Below are 16,881 nucleotides of genomic sequence, written 5' to 3' on the forward strand. Positions count from 1 at the left end.
GTGGGGATTTGGTAGCGATCGAAGCGGGGGTGAGTCGTCGGCACGGTCGTTGCAAGTGGGCTGCCCGCATTGGGTTGCGGAGTAAAGGTGTTTCTTGCTCGCTGCTGTTCGGCTGACCTGCGGCGGAAATGACGGTGCCGTGGCGGGGACCACGGGTCTGAGGGAGGACGACAGGATGAGAGCAGTTCGGTTCCACGGGGCCAAGGACATCAGGGTGGAGGACGTCGCAGAGCCGTCGGGGCAGCTTGCGCCTGATGATGTGCTGATCGCCCCTGCCGTCGCTGGCATCTGCGGCACCGACCTGCACGAATACATTGCGGGGCCGATCGTGACGCCGAAAGAACCGCATGTGTTTACCGGGGCCAGCAATCCGCAGATCCTGGGGCATGAGTTTTCCGCACGTGTTCTGTCGGTTGGGGGCGCGGTCAGCCATGTGAAGGCGGGGGACCGCATCTCGATCCAGCCGCTGTTGTCACCGCGCAACGACTATTACGGCAAGCGTGGCCTTTATCATCTATCGCCGAAGATGGGCTGCGTGGGCCTGAGCTGGGCTTGGGGCGGGATGGCCGAGAAGGCCGTGGTCAAGGATTACAACGCCCAGCCGGTGCCAGACGGCATCACCGACGATCAGGCTGCGATGATCGAGCCTGCTGCGGTGGCGCTGTACGGGGTGGATCGCGGTGGGATCACGGCGGGATCGACGGTGTTAGTCTCGGGTGCTGGGCCGATCGGGGCGCTGACCATCCTTGCGGCCAAGGCGGCGGGTGCGTCGACGATCATCGTGTCCGAACCGAACCCGAACCGGCGGCGCATCATTGCCGAGATTGCGCCTTACGCGCATGTCGTTGACCCGCGCGATGGCACGCTGTCGCAGATCGTGGGCGACCTGACCGAGGAAGGCGTGGGCGTTGATGTGGCGCTGGAATGTGTCGGGCTGGAAGCGTCGCTGAATGCCTGCGTGCAGGCGGTGCGGCGGCAGGGCAAGGTCGTGCAGGTGGGGTTGCACATGAAGCCTGCCAGTATTGATGCAATGCTATGGGCCTTGAAGGACATCACGGTCGAGGCGACCTGGTGCTACCCGACGCAGATCTGGCCACGCATTGCCCGTATGATCGCGGCAGGCACTTTCCCGGTGGAAAAGGTGATCACCGCCCGCATCGACGCGCGCGACGTGGTTGCCAAAGGGTTTGAGGCGCTGCTCGACCCCGCAGGCGAGCATCTGAAGATTTTGGTCACGACCTGACCATTCGACCAACAAACAGAAAGACAACAATAATGACTGAAAACAACGTCGCTCTTATCGTCGGTGCCACGGGACTGTCCGGCAGCTACACCGGAAAGCTGTTGAAGGAACAGGGCTGGACGGTTGTGACGCTGTCGCGCGGTGCGGCAGATCTTGAGTTCTCTGACCGGCATATCGCGGCTGATCTGCAAGATGCGGCGGCAAGTGCGGCTGCGCTGCAGGCGGCGGCTGACGTGACGCATGTGTTCTTTTGCACCTGGTCCCGGCAGGCGAACGAGGCGGAGAATGTCCGCGTAAATGCCATGATGATCCGCAACCTGTTTGACGGGCTGGCCGGCGCGCCGATCCGGCACGCGGCGCTGGTCACCGGGCTGAAGCACTACCTCGGGTCGTTCGACGACTATGCGAAGGTAAAGCCCTACACCCCGTTCCTGGAAAGCAGCCCGCGTCTGCCGGGCCTGAACTTCTATTACGCGCAGGAAGATGTGCTGTTCGAGATGGCCGAAAAGCGCGGGTTCACCTGGTCGGTGCATCGCCCGCACACAATGATCGGCTTTGTGATCGGCAATGCGATGAACATGGCGGTAACGCTGGCGGTCTATGCCAGCATTTGCAAGCACACCGGGCGGCCGTTCGTCTATCCGGGATCGCCGGAGCAACTGAACGCCGTCACCGATGTGACCGATGCGCGCATTTTGGCCAAGCAGTTGCTGTGGGCCGCCACGACGCCTGCGGCTGCAAACATGCCTTTCAACACCTCGAACGGCGACGTGTTCCGCTGGACGTGGCTGTGGCGGCAGATTGCCGACTATTTCGGCATCGAAGCCGCGCCCTATCCGGGCCAGCCGACGCCGCTGGAAGGTCAGATGGCCGACGCGCAAACCGTCTGGTCCGAGATCGTGGCGAAGCATGGTTTGCAGGACATTCCGGTGTCGAAGCTCGCCTCGTGGTGGCACAGCGATGCCGACCTTGGCCGCACGCTGGAATGTTTCACCGACATGACCAACAGCCGGACGCTGGGTTTCGACGCCTATCAGTCGACCCGCAGCAGCTTCACCGACGTGTTCGATGAGCTGCGCGCGCGCCGCATCATCCCGGCTTGAGGAGTCACCCATGCACTATGTCGTTCACTGCCTAGACCATGAGGGCGCCGTTGAAAAACGGCTTGCGAATTATGATGCGCACAAGGCCTATCTGGCTGCCGCAACGGTGAAAACCGTGATCTCCGGCCCGCTTCTGGCCGATGACGAGCAGACGATGATCGGAAGCTGTTTTGTGCTGGAGGCGGACAGCCTTGCCGAGGTCGAGGCGTTCAACAGGAATGACCCCTTTGCCAAGGTTGGCCTTTGGAAAACCGTGTCGATCCGTCCGTTCTCCAAGCGCGTGGACAACCGCTGATGGCACGTCCTGTGAATATCGCACTGGTCGGCATGGGCTGGTGGGGCCAGAAGATGCTTTCGGTCCTGCAATCCGCACCGGACGACATCAAGGTGGTGCGCGCGGTAGAGCCGAACGTGGACACCGTGCGCCAGCTTTGCGCCGACAAAGGCATTGCGCTTTCGGCGGACTATGCCGATGCGCTGAACGATCCAGAGGTCGAGGCGGTGGTTCTGGCCACGCCCCATTCGCTGCACACCGATCAGATCGCAGCGGCGGTTGCGGCGGGCAAGCATATCTTTTGCGAAAAGCCGCTGGCGCTGACCAAGGCCGAGGCGGAACGCTCGGTCGCCCTTTGCCGCGACGCGGGCATTGTGCTGGGCATGGGGCACGAACGCCGGTTTGAACCTCCGGTGGCGGAAATGCTGGCGATGGCAGATGCGGGAACGCTTGGCCGCATCCACCAGATCGAGGCCAACTTCAGCCATGACAAGTTCCTTACGCTCGCCCGCGACAATTGGCGGTTGAAGGCCGATCAGGCCCCGGCGGGTGGGATGACGGCGACGGGCATTCACCTTCTGGACCTGTCGGTGCGGTTGCTTGGAGCGGCGGAAAGCGTGCTGTGCATCTGCGAGCAGTTGTCGTCAGACCTGCCGCAGGGCGATACGGTGGCGGCCTTCGTGAAGTTCAAGGGCGGCGGCACCTCCTACGTTTCAGCCTCGCTCGCCAACCCGTTCATCTCGCGTTTTGCGGTGTTCGGATCGAAAGGTTGGGTCGACATTCGCGACAAGGCCCATGTCGAGGCCCCGGATGGCTGGATCGTCACGTCTGCCATGGCGGGCGGGCCGATCCTCACCCGCGAAATCGGCAAGGCAGAGCCGGTGAAGGACAATCTGGTCGCCTTTGCCCGTGCGGTGCGTGGCGGGACCTACCCGATAACCGCCGACCACCTGGTCAACAATATTGCCCTGCTTGAGGCAGTTTTCGCTTCGGCCAAGAGCGGCCGCATCGAAACCGTGGCCTGAATCCTGCACCCTGCCCGACACACACTGGGAGACCCGAGATGAAAGCGCTGATTTTCGATCAACCGAACAAGCCCGTCGTCACCGATATCCAGATGCCAAGCATCGGCGAAAACGAGGTGATGGTCCGGTCACGCCGGGTGGGCATCTGCCATTCAGATTACGAACTTCTGTCTGGCAACTACATAATCCCGATTTCTTACCCCGTGACCCCCGGCCATGAATGGGTAGGCGAGATTGTCGAGGTGGGCCGCAACGTCAAAGGGCTGGTGCGCGGGGACCGTGTGGTGGGGGAATGCGTGATCCGCACACCCGAACGCATCCACCATTTCGGCTTTTCGATGGACGGTGCCAACCGCGAGTTCTTTGCGGCGCGGCCCGAATGGCTGCACAAGTTGCCCGATGGGGTGGATGACGCGAAGGGAGCGCTGATCGAGCCCTTTACTTGCGGCTACTATGCCGTGCTGCGGCATGGCGGGGTGGATGCGTCGCAAACCGTAGTCGTTTCGGGCGGCGGGACCATTGGTTTGGTGTCGGCGGCGGCGGCCATCGGGATGGGGGCGCAGGTGATCGTGGTAGATCCTGTGCCGCTGCGGCGCGAGATCGCGATGAAGCTGGGCGCGGTGGGCACGGTTGACCCGTCTGCCGGCAACCCGGTCGAGGCGGTGACCGAGATGACCAAGGGCGGCGCCGATCTGGTGATCGAGGCGGCGGGACATCCGTCGTCCTTGGCCAATGTGTTCGACTATGCCCGGCCCGAGGGGTTCGTGTCGATGGTGGGGATCAGCATCGGCCAGACGATCCCGGTCGAACTGGGCAAGATCCAGATCAAGGATCTGACGGTGCGTGGATGCATCGGGTCGCCCGGTGTCTGGCCTGCGGCGATCCGGTTTCTGGAGCGGACGGGGATCGACCTGTCGCCGATCCAGACCCACAGCTTTGGGCTGGACGATGCGATCACGGCCTTTGACCTCGGCAAAGACCCGACCAAGGCAGTGAAGATCACGCTGGAAATCGCCTGACGCCTTGGCGCGCAAACGGGGGGGAGGGATCATGGCAAACTACCAACAGACAGCGGGGCAGGATGGCCTTGCGTTTGATCTGCGATCCCTGAAACCCGCGCGCGGTTTCGTGACGGTCGTGATCTCGACACTCGCGCTGATCGTGGTCTGCGCAATCTTCGCGCCGTCTGCCATTTCGGCGGGCGGTCTTGCGGGCAGCCTGCCGTTTGCCGCGATCATCGCGATTGTGGGCCTTGGGCAGATGCTGGTCGTGCAGCAGGGCGGGTTCGACCTGTCGCTTGCGGGAGGTGTATCGCTGGCGGTGGTGATCACCACGCACATGTCGGGCGGCAGTGATGCCCAGCTGTTTACGTCCATCGCCTTTGCCCTGGCCTGTGCGGTGGTCGCAGGGGTGGTGAACGGCATCCTTGTAGGGGTGCTGCGCCTGAATGCGATCGTTGCGACCATCGGGATGAATGCGCTGCTTTACGGTGCGGTTTTTGCGGTATCGGGTGGCGTGCCGCGGATCACCACACCCTTGATGGCGCAGATCGCGGGCGGCAAGACTCTGGGTATCCCGAACTCGGTCCTTTTCGCGCTGGCAATCATGCTGATCGTCAGTTTCGTGCTGAAGAAGACCATCATCGGGCGGCGGTTCGAGGCGATTGGTGCCAACCCGGCTGCTGCCCATGCGGCTGGCCTGAAGGTGCAGCTGTACCAAGCGATGGCCTACGTCTTTGCCCAGCTTCATTACTGCGTGGCGGGCATCCTGATTTCGGGGATCACCCGGGAACCAACCGCCTTTCAGGGCGACAGCCTGCTTCTGCCATCGGTGGCAGTGGTAGTGCTGGCGGGAACTTCCCTTCTGGGCGGGCGCGGGTTTCCCGTCTCGACCTTGATCGCCGCGTTCTTTCTGAACCAGCTCAGCCAGTTCGCGCTGGCGGTCGGCGTGCCCTTCTCGGCCCAGACGATCATCCAGGCCTTGGCACTGGTGTTCGGGATCGGCGTCTATTCGCTGCGCTGGAAACAGTCAGCAACCAAACGTGCACTAAAGTCCAAAATGGAGGAAACGGACAATGTTTAAGGCAAAGACGATGACTGCCGCCTGTGCGGTGGCGACACTGACCATGGGGTTTGCTGCCACCACAGCACTGGCGGAAACCCCGTCCTGGTGCGGGCCGAACGAGGCGTCGCTGGCGCTGCTGGATGGCTTTGGCGGCAACAGCTGGCGTCTGGTCACCACGGCATCGGGCGCGGAAGAGGCCGCAAAGTGCCCCAGCATCACCCAGTATGAATATGCCGACGGTCAGGGCGACACCCAGAAGGCCATTTCGGACATCAACTCAATGGCCGCGCGCGGGATCAAGGCGATGGTCGTGTTTGGCGACGCAGGCCCGGCTGTTCTGCCGGCCCTGACCAACGCGCACCGCGCAGGCACCATCGTCGTGCCTTACCGTGTGAACGTAGGTGGCGTTGAAGGCGAAAACTACGCCAAATTCATCGGTTCGTCCTTTGTCGAGGATGGCGTCAGCTGGGGGAACTGGATCAAGGAAGTGCTGCCCGAAGGCGGCAATGTCCTGTTTCTCAGCGGCCCGGCCGGCAACAGCCAGGGCACGGACGAACTCGCCGGGATGAAGTCGGTGCTGGATGACAAGTATGTCTTCATCAACCCCGAGCCCTTCGCCGTCACCAACTGGGACCCGTCGCTGACCCAGCAGGTTCTGTCGGCCGAGATCGCCAAGAACGACAAGATAGACGTGATCGTGTCGGACTTCGGCCCGTCGCTGGTGGGCGCGCTGCCGGTTTTCAAGGAGTTCGGCCGGTCGATCCCGGCGCTGGCCACCTCTGACGGCAACTCGCTTTCGTGCTTCTACGAAGAGAACAAGGACGCCAACCCGGACTTCAAACTGTTCACCGTTGCCACCGGCAACGACAACGTCCGCCTGGCAGTGCAGTGGGCTGTCGCCTTGGCCACCGGGGGCACGCCGCCCACCGACGAGATCTTCAAGGCGCCGGTCTATGAAAACTCGGTCTCAGGTACGCCGAACCCGGTGACCTGCCGCCCCGATCTGCCCGGCTCGATCTACCTGTCGGCGGAAATGGCGGATGACGCGCAGGCGAAAGCTGTCGGCCAGTAATCTGGTCGCGGCCCCGGGCAGAAGCCCGGGGCCGCACCCTTCTAACTCCCCGCAGGGATGGCAGGACGTGATATGGCCAAGGTTGCAGCGATGAAGCTCGTGGATAAGGAACATTTGAACCGCGCGCCTGAGGCGGCGCCGACGATCCGGCTGTCCAATATCACCAAGGTGTTTTCCGGCGTCGTCGCGCTGTCTGACGTGTCGGTGGATATCCATCCGGGCGAGGTTCACGCCATCCTGGGCGAAAATGGCGCGGGCAAATCGACGCTGATGAACGTCATCTCGGGTGTCTTGCAGCCCGAAATCGGTGTGATCGAGTTCAACGGCGAAGTCATTTCTCCGATGACGCCGGAACGGTCCGCCGCGCTGGGCGTGTCGATCTCCTATCAGCATCCGGCAGTGCTGGATGACCTTTCGGTTCTGGAAAACCTGCGCGTGGCGCTGCCGGACCGCATCTTTGACGCCGGCAATCCGGCCGAGATTGCCCGTGCAATGCTGGATGATGTGGGCCTGCATGTTCCGTTGGCGGCGCGGGCCGACAGTCTGACCGTGGCGCAGAAGCACCTCCTTGAGATTGCCAAGGCACTTGCCACCCACCCACCTGTGCTGATCCTGGACGAGCCGACGGCGGCGTTGGATCAGGACGCGACCGAAATGCTGTTCGCGCGCATCCGCAGCATCGTAGCGCAGGGCACCGCCGTCATCTACATCACCCACCGTCTGGCCGAGTTGCGCCAGATCGCCCACCGGGTGACGGTGCTTCGCGACGGTCAGTTCGCCGGTGCGGCACTGGTAAGCGATGTGACGGACGAAGACCTGCTTGCCATGATCGTCGGGCGCAGCCTTGCGTCGGCGTTTCCGCCGAAGTCGGGCGAGGCGGCCCCCGAAATCAACTTTACCGTCAAGGGACTGTCCGGCCGCAAGTTCCACGATATCAGCTTTGCCGTCGGGCGCGGGCAGATCATTGGCATTGCCGGGGTGGAAGGCAACGGCCAGTCCGGAGTGATGCGTGCGCTTGCCGGGTTGGAGCCGTGGAAGGGCGAGGTTCACTTGAAGGGCGCCTCGCTTTCCGCCGCCGAGGTGAAGGCCAATTCGGCCTATATGCCGTCCGACCGGCACGAAGAAGGGATCATCGCCGACCTGACGGTGCGCGAGAACGCGACCTTCTCGGCCCTGGATCAGTTCAGCAACCTAGGGATACTTAGCCGTCGCAAGGAGCTGGGTGAAGTGGGCCGCGTGTTCGGTTCGCTTGCGGTAAAGACGCCGGGGCTGGACGCGGGTATCCTGTCTCTGTCGGGCGGCAACCAGCAGAAGGTGGTGATGGCGCGTGCGCTGATGTCACGACCGGGCTTCATTCTGGCGGACGAACCGACGCAGGGCGTGGATGTGGGAGCGCGGTTCGAGATTTACCGCATCCTGCGCGAGGTGTCGCAGTCGGGGACGCCCGTCATCGTGAATTCGTCGGACGCGGCCGAGTTGGAGGGCTTGTGCGACGTGGTGATCGTCATGTCGCGGGGGCGGGTCGCCGAAACCCTGCGCGGCGAGGATGTCACCGAAGGCCGCATCGTCGCGGCTGCGGTCAAGGCGCAGTCGCATGTCGCGGGTGTGGGCGAGGCGACCAAGGCCGCGAAAACCGCCACCAGCGGACTGCGCCAATTCATCCAGAGCGACAATGCCACTGTCGTGCCGCTGGCCGCCGTGGTGGTTCTGCTGGGTCTTTATGTTTTTGGGCAGAATGAAAATTACCTGTCTGCCTTCAACATCTCGAACATCCTGCTGCTGGCAACGGCGCTAGGGTTCATCGCGCTGGGTCAGACAATTGCCCTGTTGATGGGCGGAATCGACCTTTCGGTTGGGCCACTGGCCGGGTTTCTGGTGGTTGTCGCGTCATTCTTCATTAATGACGGGCAATCGGCGCAGACCATCGCGTTGGGGTTTGCGCTGATGTTTCTGGCCGCGCTGGCGGTGGGGACGATCAATGGCTGTCTGATCCGATTTGCCAACTTCACTCCGATCGCAGCGACCTTGGCCATGTATATCGGCTTGCAGGGCCTGAGCTTTGTTTTGCGGGACGGGCCGGGCGGCTACATCAACTTTGCGGTTATGGACACCATCGGCTGGAAGCTGGGGCCTTTGCCGGTGGCGTTCCTTGTGCTGGTGGTCGTGGCGCTGCTGGCGGAATACGTGCTGCGCAAGCGCCGCCTTGGGTGGCAGTTCCGCGCCGTCGGGTCGCACGAGGAATCGGCACGGCGGATGGGCATCCGCGTCAACCGGGTGATCATCGGCGGCTATATCGCGGTGTCGCTGTTCACGGCGCTGGGGGCGGTCATGCTGATGGTGCAGATCGGCGTGGGCGACCCGGCGCAAGGTGTGAATTACACGCTGGCCAGCATCACGGCGGTGGTCCTGGGCGGCACCAGCCTGCGCGGCGGGCGGGGCACTTTTGTGGGCACCGTGATGGGCGCGGTCCTGTTGACCGAAGTGCTTAACGCGGTGTCATTCCTTGGGCTGTCGCAAACGTATCAGTATGTCTTCCAAGGCGCGCTGATTTTGGCTGCGGCGCTGATCTACTCGACAGCGCGGCGGCAAGCGGGCAGCAGATGATGAAGGGCGCGTTCCTCTATCAGTCGCCGCCACTGCGGGTACGGTTCGGGGCGGGTACGCTGCACCATGTGAGTGACGAGATTGACGCAATCGGCGGCAGCCGGGCGCTGATCCTTGCGACGCCGTTCCAGAAGGACGATGCCGACGGGCTTGCAGCCCGGATCGGCGCACGGGCGGTGGGCGTCTTTGCCGAGGCGCGGATGCATACCCCAGTTGAAGTGACGACGCGCGCGTTGCAAGCCTATGCCGACAGCGGCGCTGATTGCATTGTATCTTATGGCGGCGGATCGACGATCGGACTGGGCAAGGCGATTGCCTGGCGGAATGACGCGCCGCATCTGGTCGTGGCCACCACCTATGCCGGGTCCGAAGTGACCGACATCCTTGGCGAGACCGAGGCCCGGGTCAAGACAACCCGCCGCGATCCGCGCATCCGGCCCGAGGCGGTGATCTATGATCCCGAACTGACGCCGGGCCTGCCAGTGGCGATGAGTGTCGCCAGCGGGCTGAACGCAATGGCCCATGCGATTGAGGGGCTTTATGCCACTGACGCCAATCCCGTGACGTCCATGATGGCGGTCGAGGGGATTGCCGCCTTGCAGAACGCGCTTCCCGGCATCTGCCGCGACCCTGCCGATATGAGCGCGCGCAGCGAGGCGCTTTATGGATCGTGGCTTTGCGGCACGGTGCTGGGTGCGGTTGCGATGGCGCTGCATCACAAGCTTTGCCACACGCTGGGTGGTGCGCTTGATCTGCCCCATGCGGAAACGCACGCAATCCTTCTGCCGCACACCACGGCCTTCAACGCGGCAGCGGCGGCGGACGCGCTGCAACCGGCAGCGCGGCTGTTTGGCGGCAATCTGGGCGGTGGGCTTTACGATCTGGCCCGCTCGCTTGGCGCGCCAATTGCGTTGCGGGACTTCGGTGTAATCCGCGACGATCTTGGCCGCATCGCGGACATGGCCGTCAAGAACCCCTACGCCAACCCGCGCGAGGTGACGCGCGACGGCATCCTCGCGCTTCTGGAGGCCGCCTGGGCGGGTGCCCGGCCGTCACCGATCTCACCTGAAAGGACAAGACCATGACAGCGCAAGCCGCCATTGATTATTTCACTGAAAGCCATTCGGTCGAGGCCGTGAACGGACGGATGGGCAAGGACACCGATCCGCGGCTGGCGCATGTGATGGCCCGGCTGGTGACGCATCTGCATGCCTTCATAAAGGATGTCGAACTGACGCAAGCCGAGTGGGCGGCGGCAATCGATTTCCTGACCCGAACAGGCCAAATTTGCGATGGCAACCGGCAGGAGTATATCCTTCTGTCGGATGTGCTGGGCGTGTCGATGCTTGTCGATGCGATCAACAACCGCCGCCCGACAGGGGCCACGGAAAACACCGTGCTGGGCCCGTTCCATGTGGACGGCGTGCCGGAATATCCGATGGGGGCCAATATCTCGCAGGATGGCGGAAAGGAGACCTGTCTGTTCGAGGGCCGCGTGACCGACCTTGACGGCACCCCACTGGAAGGGGTGCGGATCGACGTCTGGTCCGACAACGAGGATGGTTTTTATGACGTGCAGCAGCCCGGGGTGCAGCCGCGCCACAACAACCGGGGTGTGTTCGTCACCGGGCCGGATGGGCGCTACTGGTTCAAGGGGATCAAGCCGGTGTCCTATCCCATTCCGGATGATGGCCCGGTGGGGCAGATGCTGGGTCATCTTGGCCGTCACCCCTACCGACCGGCTCACATGCACTTCATCGTCAGCCGCGAAGGCTTTGAAACCGTGGTGACGCATACCTTTGTAAAGGGCGATGACTATCTGCAATCGGATGCCGTCTTTGGTGTGAAGCAATCGCTGATAGCACCCTTCGAGCCTGTGGCGGGGGGCGATACGAAATGGCGGTCGCCCTTCGATTTCGTCCTGAACAAGGTCGCCGCAGCATGACGCCGGATCGCAAAAGCCCGCGCATTGCGTTTCTGGGGACCGGGGCGCAGGGGGCCTCCATCGCTGCCGATTTCGCGCTGGCGGGCCTGGATGTCACCTTCATCGACCAGTGGCCCGCCCATATCGAGGCGATCCGCGCGAATGGCATCACGGTCAACCTGCCCACGCGGCAGATCAACGCGCGCGTGCCGGCCCTGCATTTGTGTCAGGTGGCGGAGATCAAAGAGCCTTTCGATCTGATCTTTCTGGTGGTGAAGGCCTATGACACGACCTGGGCCACCCAGCTGATCAAACCGGTTCTGGCCGACGATGGCTTCGTTATCGGTCTGCAAAACGGCATGACGCACGAGGATATCGCCGCAGTGGTGGGCCGCCACCGCACCATCGGCGCGGTGATCGAGATTGCGTCGAACATGTGGGTGCCGGGCGTCACCAACCGCCAGAATGACCATGACGAATCCTGGTTTGCGATGGGCGCGCTGGATCCCGCCCAACAGCACCGGGTCGAAGCTGTGGCCGAGCTCTTGCGCCATTCCGGTCGTGTCGAGGTAACGGATGACATCCGGTCTGCCAAGTGGATGAAACTGGTGGTCAATGCCGCCGAACTGATCCCCTCGGCCATCATCGACACTGCCTTGAATGATGCCGCCCGCGCGCCGGGGATGCTCGAGGTGATGCGCGAAGCCGGGTATGAGGCGATGCAGGCGGCACTGGCCGATGGGGCGACGATCATGCCGATCATCGGGATGCCGCCCAGCATGAGCAACGATCCCGAACGCTATGTCGATGAAATCTTTGACGAGGTGCTGCGGACCTTTTCGCGCGAGGATACGCTGACCACGTCCTTGCAGGATTGGCGCAAGGGCCGCCGGGCCGAGGTGGAAGAGGTGAACGGCTGGGTCGTCAACACCCTGCGCGCGCATGGTCGCGACGCGCCGGTCAATCAGCGCGTGGTCGAGATTGCCTTGCAGATCGAGGCAGGCAAGCTGGCACCTCGGCCTGAAAATGTTCACCTGCTGACAGAACACTGATCGGGGGGAACGGTGCCAAACGTCAAAATATACGTCGACGAAGCGATCTACGCAGGATGTCGCGACCGGCTGTCAGGCGCGCTTCGCCCGATCCGCGACATGCTGTGCGAGGACCTGACAGTCGATGCGCCGGCTTGCCAGTTTGCGGTGATCCCAGTGCTTGCGATGCCCGATCTGCCCCCGGTCAATGTCGAAATTGCGATCATGCCGCGCCCGGAACGCACGCGGCAGGTCCTGCTCGCCGTCTGCGCCAAGCTACGCGAGTTGGTGGGCGCCGCCACGGGTGCCCACGTCGCGATACGGGTCACCACGCTGGATCCAGAAACGTACATCGCCCTGAAATAGGAACACACCGAATGGACAAGACCCTTCCCGATCTGAAGGTCGCCGTCGCCGGGATTGCCGACGGGATGACGGTGATGATCGGCGGCTTCGGGGGATCAGGCGCGCCGATCGAGCTGATCCACGCGCTGATCGACCGCTTTCTTGCCACCGGGCACCCGAAAGGCCTGACCATCGTCAACAACAACGCCGGCAACGGCCATGTCGGTCTCGCCGCGCTGATCGAAACCGGAATGGTGGCCAAGCTGATCTGCTCCTTCCCGCGCTCTGCTGATCCGGTGGTGTTCACCGAACGCTACCTTGCCGGGCAGATCGAACTTGAACTGGTGCCGCAAGGCACCTTGGCCGAACGCATCCGCGCCGGCGGGGCGGGTATCCCGGCCTTCTACACGCCGACCAGCTTTGGCACCGATCTCGCCAAGGGAAAGCCGGTCGAGGTGTTCGACGGGCGGCCCTATGTGCAGGAACGCTGGCTGAAAGCCGACTACGCGCTGGTAAAGGCGCATCTGGGCGACCGGCTGGGCAACCTCGTCTACCGGATGGCGGCGCGGAACTTCAATCCGCTGATGTGCATGGCGGCGGCGACTACCATCGTGCAGGTCAGCCGCATCTTGGACCCCGGCGGGATTGACCCCGAGGCCGTCGTGACACCCGGCATCTTCGTGCAGGGGCTGGTCGAAGTGGCGAACCCCGCGCAGGAAGAAGACCTGAACCGGGCCAACGCCCGCTATCCCGAAGGTTCTGCATGACTTTGAAACTCACCCCGACGCAGATGGCATGGCGCGCCGCGCAGGACATTGCTGATGGCGCCTATGTCAACCTTGGCATCGGCTTTCCCGAACTGGTGGCGAAATTCCAGCCCCCCGGACGCGAGGCGATCTTTCACACCGAAAACGGCATCCTCGGCTTCGGACAAGCCCCCGCACCGGGGGACGAGGACTGGGATCTGATCAACGCCGGGAAGAAGGCGGTCACGCTTAAGCCGGGAACCGCGTTCTTCCACCATGCCGACAGCTTTGCAATGGTGCGCGGCGGGCATCTGGATGTGGCGATCCTTGGCGCCTACGAGGTGGCTGAAACCGGCGATCTGGCGAACTGGTCCACCGGCCCGAAGGGTGTGCCAGCCGTGGGCGGGGCAATGGACCTTGTCCACGGCGCCAAGACCGTGGCGGTCATGACCGACCATGTCACCAAGGACGGCAAGCCGAAACTTTTGGAACGCTGTACCCTGCCGCTGACCGGGGTTGGCTGCGTGACACGGGTCTACACGAACCTTGCCGTGATCGACATTACCGCAGGCAAGTTCATCCTGCGCGAGAAACTGGCCTCCATTCCATTCGACGATCTTCAGGCCCTGACCGGGGCCCGACTGCACACTCCCGGCCCCGTGGCCGACCTTGCCGTTCCGGAGCTTTGACATGACCGACGTGTTCATCTGCGACTACATCCGCACACCGATCGGACGGTTCGGCGGCAGCCTGTCCTCGGTCCGCGCTGATGATCTGGGGGCGGTGCCTCTGCGCGCGCTGATGGCGCGCAATGCCGGGGTCGATTGGGAAGCCGTCGATGACGCGATCTTCGGATGCGCCAATCAGGCGGGCGAGGACAATCGCAACGTCGCCCGCATGTCGGCCCTTCTGGCCGGCCTGCCGGTCGGCGTTACGGGCACCACAATCAACCGGCTATGCGGGTCGGGGATGGATGCGGTGCTGGTGGCGGCGCGGCAGATCAAGGCTGGCGAGGCGGATCTGATGATCGCGGGCGGTGTGGAAAGCATGTCGCGCGCGCCCTTCGTCATGCCAAAGGCCGACACGGCGTTCAGTCGCAATGCCGAGATTTACGACACCACCATCGGCTGGCGGTTCGTCAATCCGCTGATGAAGGCGCAATACGGCGTCGATTCCATGCCCGAAACCGGCGAGAACGTGGCCGAAGACTTCGCCATCTCGCGTGCCGATCAGGATGCCTTTGCGTTGCGCTCGCAGGCCAAGGCATCGGCGGCGCAGGCCAACGGGCGGCTGGCGGCAGAAATCACGCCGGTTACCACCCAGCAGCGCAAGGGCGATGCGCTGATGGTCGACCGCGACGAACACCCGCGCGCCACGACGATGGAGGCGCTGAGCAAGCTTGGCACGCCCTTCCGCAAGGGCGGGTCGGTGACGGCTGGCAATGCGAGCGGGGTCAATGACGGGGCGGCCGCACTGATCCTTGCCTCGACTTCGGCGGCGCGGAAATACGGGCTGACGCCCATCGCGCGGGTGCTGGGCGGGGCCACGGCGGGCGTTGCACCGCGGATCATGGGCTTTGGCCCGGCACCGGCAAGCGAACGGCTGATGGCGCGGCTTGGGCTTAGTCAGGCGGATTTCGACGTCATCGAATTGAACGAGGCGTTTGCATCGCAAGGGTTGGCCACCCTGCGCGCCTTGGGGATTGCCGACGACGACGCCCGCGTGAACCCGAACGGCGGGGCCATTGCGCTTGGTCATCCGTTAGGAATGTCCGGCGCGCGGATCGCCGGGACCGCCGCGCTGCAACTCGCTCTGACCGGGGGCAAACGGTCCCTGTCGACCATGTGCATCGGCGTGGGCCAAGGCATCGCCATTGCGCTCGAACGGGTGTGAGAGAACGTCTGAACCGACTGCAACACGAGGGAGATGGATCATGGCTGAACGCGTCTACGGCATGCACCACATCGGCATCACGGTGCCGGACATCAACGAAGGCATCGCCTTCTTTAAGGCGGTTTTCGGGGCGGTCGAAGTGTTCCGCACCGGTGCCTTCGATGTGGACGAAGCGTTCATGGAACGTCGGCTGGGAACACCGGCGCATATGCGCATCCGCGACCTGGTTTTCCTGCGGTGTGGCGCCGGCACCAATGTCGAACTTTTCGAATACAGCGGCGAAGACGCGGCAGCACGGCCAAGGCGCAATTCCGAGATCGGCGGAACACACCTGTGCTTCGAGGTTGAAGACGTGTTCGCATCGGTCGAACGGCTGCGTGCGCAGGGCATCGAATTTCTGGACGGTCCCAATACCGTGACAGACGGGCCACTGGCCGGTTTCAACTGGATCTACTTCTACGCACCGTGGGGGCAGTCTCTGGAAATCGCCAGTTTTTCCAATCTGGGGTATGAAAAGGATACGACAGAGCGCATCTGGCGGGCAAAGCCTGTCGATTGACGTCAAATTGAGCCGCACCTGAGGTTGGCTGACGCGGGCGCGTCGCTGACTGCGCTTCTATCGGCCTTTTACTCCTGTACGTCCATGGAGGAGCGCAGTTCCGCTGCCTTCAATGCCCAATGACGACCCGGATCAGACCAAGGATCGGATCAATGCCGAGGAGCGCCTTGCCCAAAAGCTCAAATCCGACGATCAAAAGGGCCCAGGTTATCACTTTGTAGAACGTTGCCTCGCTGACCATGCCGACCGTCTTCTTTCCGACGTAAACACCGACGACCGCTGGCACCAGCAAATAGGCCGCTGTTTCCAGACTGCCAAGGTTGACCTGCCCGGTCATCCAATACGGGCCAAGCTTGGCAAGATTGATGATGGCGAAAAGGATTGTCGTGGTGCCTGCATAACTCAGCCGATCAAGCCGCAGCGGCTGCACGAAGGTCTGGTAGGGGGGCGCGCCTGCGTGACTTATATAGCTGGTGAATCCAGCAAGGCTTCCCCAGAACAGGCCGGGAATGACCTTGGGCTTTCGAGCCGGGCCAGTGCGCCCATGGCCCGTTAACATGTATATCGCGAAGATTATTCCGATGGCACCAACCAGTCCCGTGATGATCCTGCCACCGCCCGAAAGGTTCGCATTGATCCACGGAATGATCGCCCATCCAGCCGCAATTCCAAGCAATCCAGCCGGAATCATGATCGCCAGAACACGTCGATCATAAGAGTGCCGATAGGCCCACAGCCCGAAGCCGTCACTGATCAGGTAGACCGGCAGCAGCAATCCCGCCGCCGTGAGCGGGTCAACCGTCAGGCTGAGGAGGGGCACGCTCAGGTTGCCTATCGCCGACCAACCGCCTTTGGAAAAGCCTACGATCAACGCAACCAGAACGGCCACGCACCAGAATTCCCAGCCCTGCAAGATATGCCCTCGTTGCCTGTGTGGCGCGACTGTCCATGATGGCGCGCCACGGGCGACCCTATTGTGGGCCGCGACGAAATGTCCA

The 16,881-nt window shown here is 63.0% G+C and carries 17 protein-coding genes; 16 read left to right on the top strand and 1 reads right to left on the bottom strand.

All coding sequences use genetic code 11. From position 1 onward, the window contains the following. Positions 1-175 precede the first annotated feature (175 nt). From ACROUL_RS06195 to ACROUL_RS06270, 16 genes are all read left to right on the top strand, one after another. The gene (locus tag ACROUL_RS06195; protein WP_431298643.1) at positions 176-1,243 is read left to right on the top strand and encodes a 2,3-butanediol dehydrogenase; all 1,068 of its coding nucleotides are present in this window, start codon (positions 176-178) and stop codon (positions 1,241-1,243) included. Between the two features lie 32 nt (positions 1,244-1,275). Next, complete coding sequence (locus ACROUL_RS06200) at positions 1,276-2,346, top strand: SDR family oxidoreductase (protein ID WP_431298644.1); 1,071 nt, start codon at positions 1,276-1,278, stop codon at positions 2,344-2,346. A gap of 10 nt (positions 2,347-2,356) precedes the next feature. Continuing rightward, positions 2,357-2,641, top strand: coding sequence for a YciI family protein (locus ACROUL_RS06205; protein WP_431298645.1), 285 nt, complete (start codon positions 2,357-2,359; stop codon positions 2,639-2,641). Further along, positions 2,641-3,645, top strand: a complete 1,005-nt coding sequence (locus ACROUL_RS06210) for a Gfo/Idh/MocA family protein (protein ID WP_431298646.1) — start codon at positions 2,641-2,643, stop codon at positions 3,643-3,645. The genes ACROUL_RS06205 and ACROUL_RS06210 overlap by 1 nt, the downstream gene beginning before the upstream one ends. 38 nt (positions 3,646-3,683) lie before the next feature. Next, entirely contained in the window at positions 3,684-4,664 is a 981-nt protein-coding gene (locus tag ACROUL_RS06215) for a zinc-dependent alcohol dehydrogenase (RefSeq protein ID WP_431298647.1), read from the top strand. A gap of 31 nt (positions 4,665-4,695) precedes the next feature. Further along, positions 4,696-5,727, top strand: coding sequence for an ABC transporter permease (locus ACROUL_RS06220; RefSeq protein WP_431298648.1), 1,032 nt, complete (start codon positions 4,696-4,698; stop codon positions 5,725-5,727). Further along, entirely contained in the window at positions 5,720-6,781 is a 1,062-nt protein-coding gene (locus ACROUL_RS06225; RefSeq protein ID WP_431298649.1) for a substrate-binding domain-containing protein, read from the top strand. The genes ACROUL_RS06220 and ACROUL_RS06225 overlap by 8 nt, the downstream gene beginning before the upstream one ends. A 90-nt stretch (positions 6,782-6,871) precedes the next feature. Beyond that, positions 6,872-9,385: an ATP-binding cassette domain-containing protein gene (locus tag ACROUL_RS06230; protein WP_431298650.1), complete on the top strand. Its 2,514-nt coding sequence runs from the start codon at positions 6,872-6,874 to the stop codon at positions 9,383-9,385. Then, positions 9,382-10,470, top strand: coding sequence for a maleylacetate reductase (locus ACROUL_RS06235; RefSeq protein ID WP_431298651.1), 1,089 nt, complete (start codon positions 9,382-9,384; stop codon positions 10,468-10,470). Before ACROUL_RS06230 ends, ACROUL_RS06235 begins: the two co-directional genes overlap by 4 nt. Further along, on the top strand, positions 10,467-11,330 hold the full coding sequence (locus ACROUL_RS06240) for an intradiol ring-cleavage dioxygenase (RefSeq protein WP_431298652.1): 864 nt from the start codon (positions 10,467-10,469) through the stop codon (positions 11,328-11,330). The genes ACROUL_RS06235 and ACROUL_RS06240 overlap by 4 nt, the downstream gene beginning before the upstream one ends. Then, positions 11,327-12,361: a ketopantoate reductase family protein gene (locus ACROUL_RS06245; RefSeq protein ID WP_431298653.1), complete on the top strand. Its 1,035-nt coding sequence runs from the start codon at positions 11,327-11,329 to the stop codon at positions 12,359-12,361. The genes ACROUL_RS06240 and ACROUL_RS06245 overlap by 4 nt, the downstream gene beginning before the upstream one ends. A gap of 12 nt (positions 12,362-12,373) precedes the next feature. Next, positions 12,374-12,706, top strand: coding sequence for a hypothetical protein (locus ACROUL_RS06250; protein WP_431298654.1), 333 nt, complete (start codon positions 12,374-12,376; stop codon positions 12,704-12,706). Positions 12,707-12,717: 11 nt separating this feature from the next. Beyond that, positions 12,718-13,452, top strand: coding sequence for a 3-oxoacid CoA-transferase subunit A (locus ACROUL_RS06255; protein ID WP_431298655.1), 735 nt, complete (start codon positions 12,718-12,720; stop codon positions 13,450-13,452). Further along, a complete protein-coding gene (locus ACROUL_RS06260) occupies positions 13,449-14,120 on the top strand; it encodes a 3-oxoacid CoA-transferase subunit B (RefSeq protein WP_431298656.1) in 672 nt (223 codons plus the stop codon). The genes ACROUL_RS06255 and ACROUL_RS06260 overlap by 4 nt, the downstream gene beginning before the upstream one ends. Position 14,121: 1 nt before the next feature. Beyond that, positions 14,122-15,324: a 3-oxoadipyl-CoA thiolase gene (gene pcaF / locus ACROUL_RS06265; protein ID WP_431298657.1), complete on the top strand. Its 1,203-nt coding sequence runs from the start codon at positions 14,122-14,124 to the stop codon at positions 15,322-15,324. Positions 15,325-15,364: 40 nt separating this feature from the next. After that, complete coding sequence (locus ACROUL_RS06270; protein WP_431298658.1) at positions 15,365-15,883, top strand: VOC family protein; 519 nt, start codon at positions 15,365-15,367, stop codon at positions 15,881-15,883. A 109-nt stretch (positions 15,884-15,992) separates the two neighbouring features. On the opposite strand, the gene ACROUL_RS06275 is transcribed toward ACROUL_RS06270, so the two are convergent. Next, positions 15,993-16,796 carry a sulfite exporter TauE/SafE family protein gene (locus ACROUL_RS06275; RefSeq protein ID WP_431298659.1) on the bottom strand — a complete coding sequence of 268 codons (804 nt, stop codon included), beginning with the start codon at positions 16,794-16,796 and terminating at the stop codon, positions 15,993-15,995. Positions 16,797-16,881 lie beyond the last annotated feature (85 nt).

The sequence above is a fragment of the Tabrizicola sp. BL-A-41-H6 genome, from assembly GCF_050632395.1.
Lineage (GTDB): Bacteria > Pseudomonadota > Alphaproteobacteria > Rhodobacterales > Rhodobacteraceae > JAUYQR01.

Excerpts from the sequence above, each read along its gene's own strand:
- ACROUL_RS06245 (WP_431298653.1), top strand. The coding sequence starts at position 11,327 with ATGACGCCGGATCGCAAAAGCCCGCGCATTGCGTTTCTGGGGACCGGG.
- ACROUL_RS06255 (WP_431298655.1), top strand. The coding sequence starts at position 12,718 with ATGGACAAGACCCTTCCCGATCTGAAGGTCGCCGTCGCCGGGATTGCC.
- ACROUL_RS06200 (WP_431298644.1), top strand. The coding sequence starts at position 1,276 with ATGACTGAAAACAACGTCGCTCTTATCGTCGGTGCCACGGGACTGTCC.
- ACROUL_RS06220 (WP_431298648.1), top strand. The coding sequence starts at position 4,696 with ATGGCAAACTACCAACAGACAGCGGGGCAGGATGGCCTTGCGTTTGAT.
- ACROUL_RS06225 (WP_431298649.1), top strand. The coding sequence starts at position 5,720 with ATGTTTAAGGCAAAGACGATGACTGCCGCCTGTGCGGTGGCGACACTG.
- ACROUL_RS06260 (WP_431298656.1), top strand. The coding sequence starts at position 13,449 with ATGACTTTGAAACTCACCCCGACGCAGATGGCATGGCGCGCCGCGCAG.
- pcaF (WP_431298657.1), top strand. The coding sequence starts at position 14,122 with ATGACCGACGTGTTCATCTGCGACTACATCCGCACACCGATCGGACGG.
- ACROUL_RS06215 (WP_431298647.1), top strand. The coding sequence starts at position 3,684 with ATGAAAGCGCTGATTTTCGATCAACCGAACAAGCCCGTCGTCACCGAT.
- ACROUL_RS06240 (WP_431298652.1), top strand. The coding sequence starts at position 10,467 with ATGACAGCGCAAGCCGCCATTGATTATTTCACTGAAAGCCATTCGGTC.
- ACROUL_RS06205 (WP_431298645.1), top strand. The coding sequence starts at position 2,357 with ATGCACTATGTCGTTCACTGCCTAGACCATGAGGGCGCCGTTGAAAAA.
- ACROUL_RS06195 (WP_431298643.1), top strand. The coding sequence starts at position 176 with ATGAGAGCAGTTCGGTTCCACGGGGCCAAGGACATCAGGGTGGAGGAC.
- ACROUL_RS06210 (WP_431298646.1), top strand. The coding sequence starts at position 2,641 with ATGGCACGTCCTGTGAATATCGCACTGGTCGGCATGGGCTGGTGGGGC.
- ACROUL_RS06230 (WP_431298650.1), top strand. The coding sequence starts at position 6,872 with ATGAAGCTCGTGGATAAGGAACATTTGAACCGCGCGCCTGAGGCGGCG.
- ACROUL_RS06235 (WP_431298651.1), top strand. The coding sequence starts at position 9,382 with ATGATGAAGGGCGCGTTCCTCTATCAGTCGCCGCCACTGCGGGTACGG.
- ACROUL_RS06270 (WP_431298658.1), top strand. The coding sequence starts at position 15,365 with ATGGCTGAACGCGTCTACGGCATGCACCACATCGGCATCACGGTGCCG.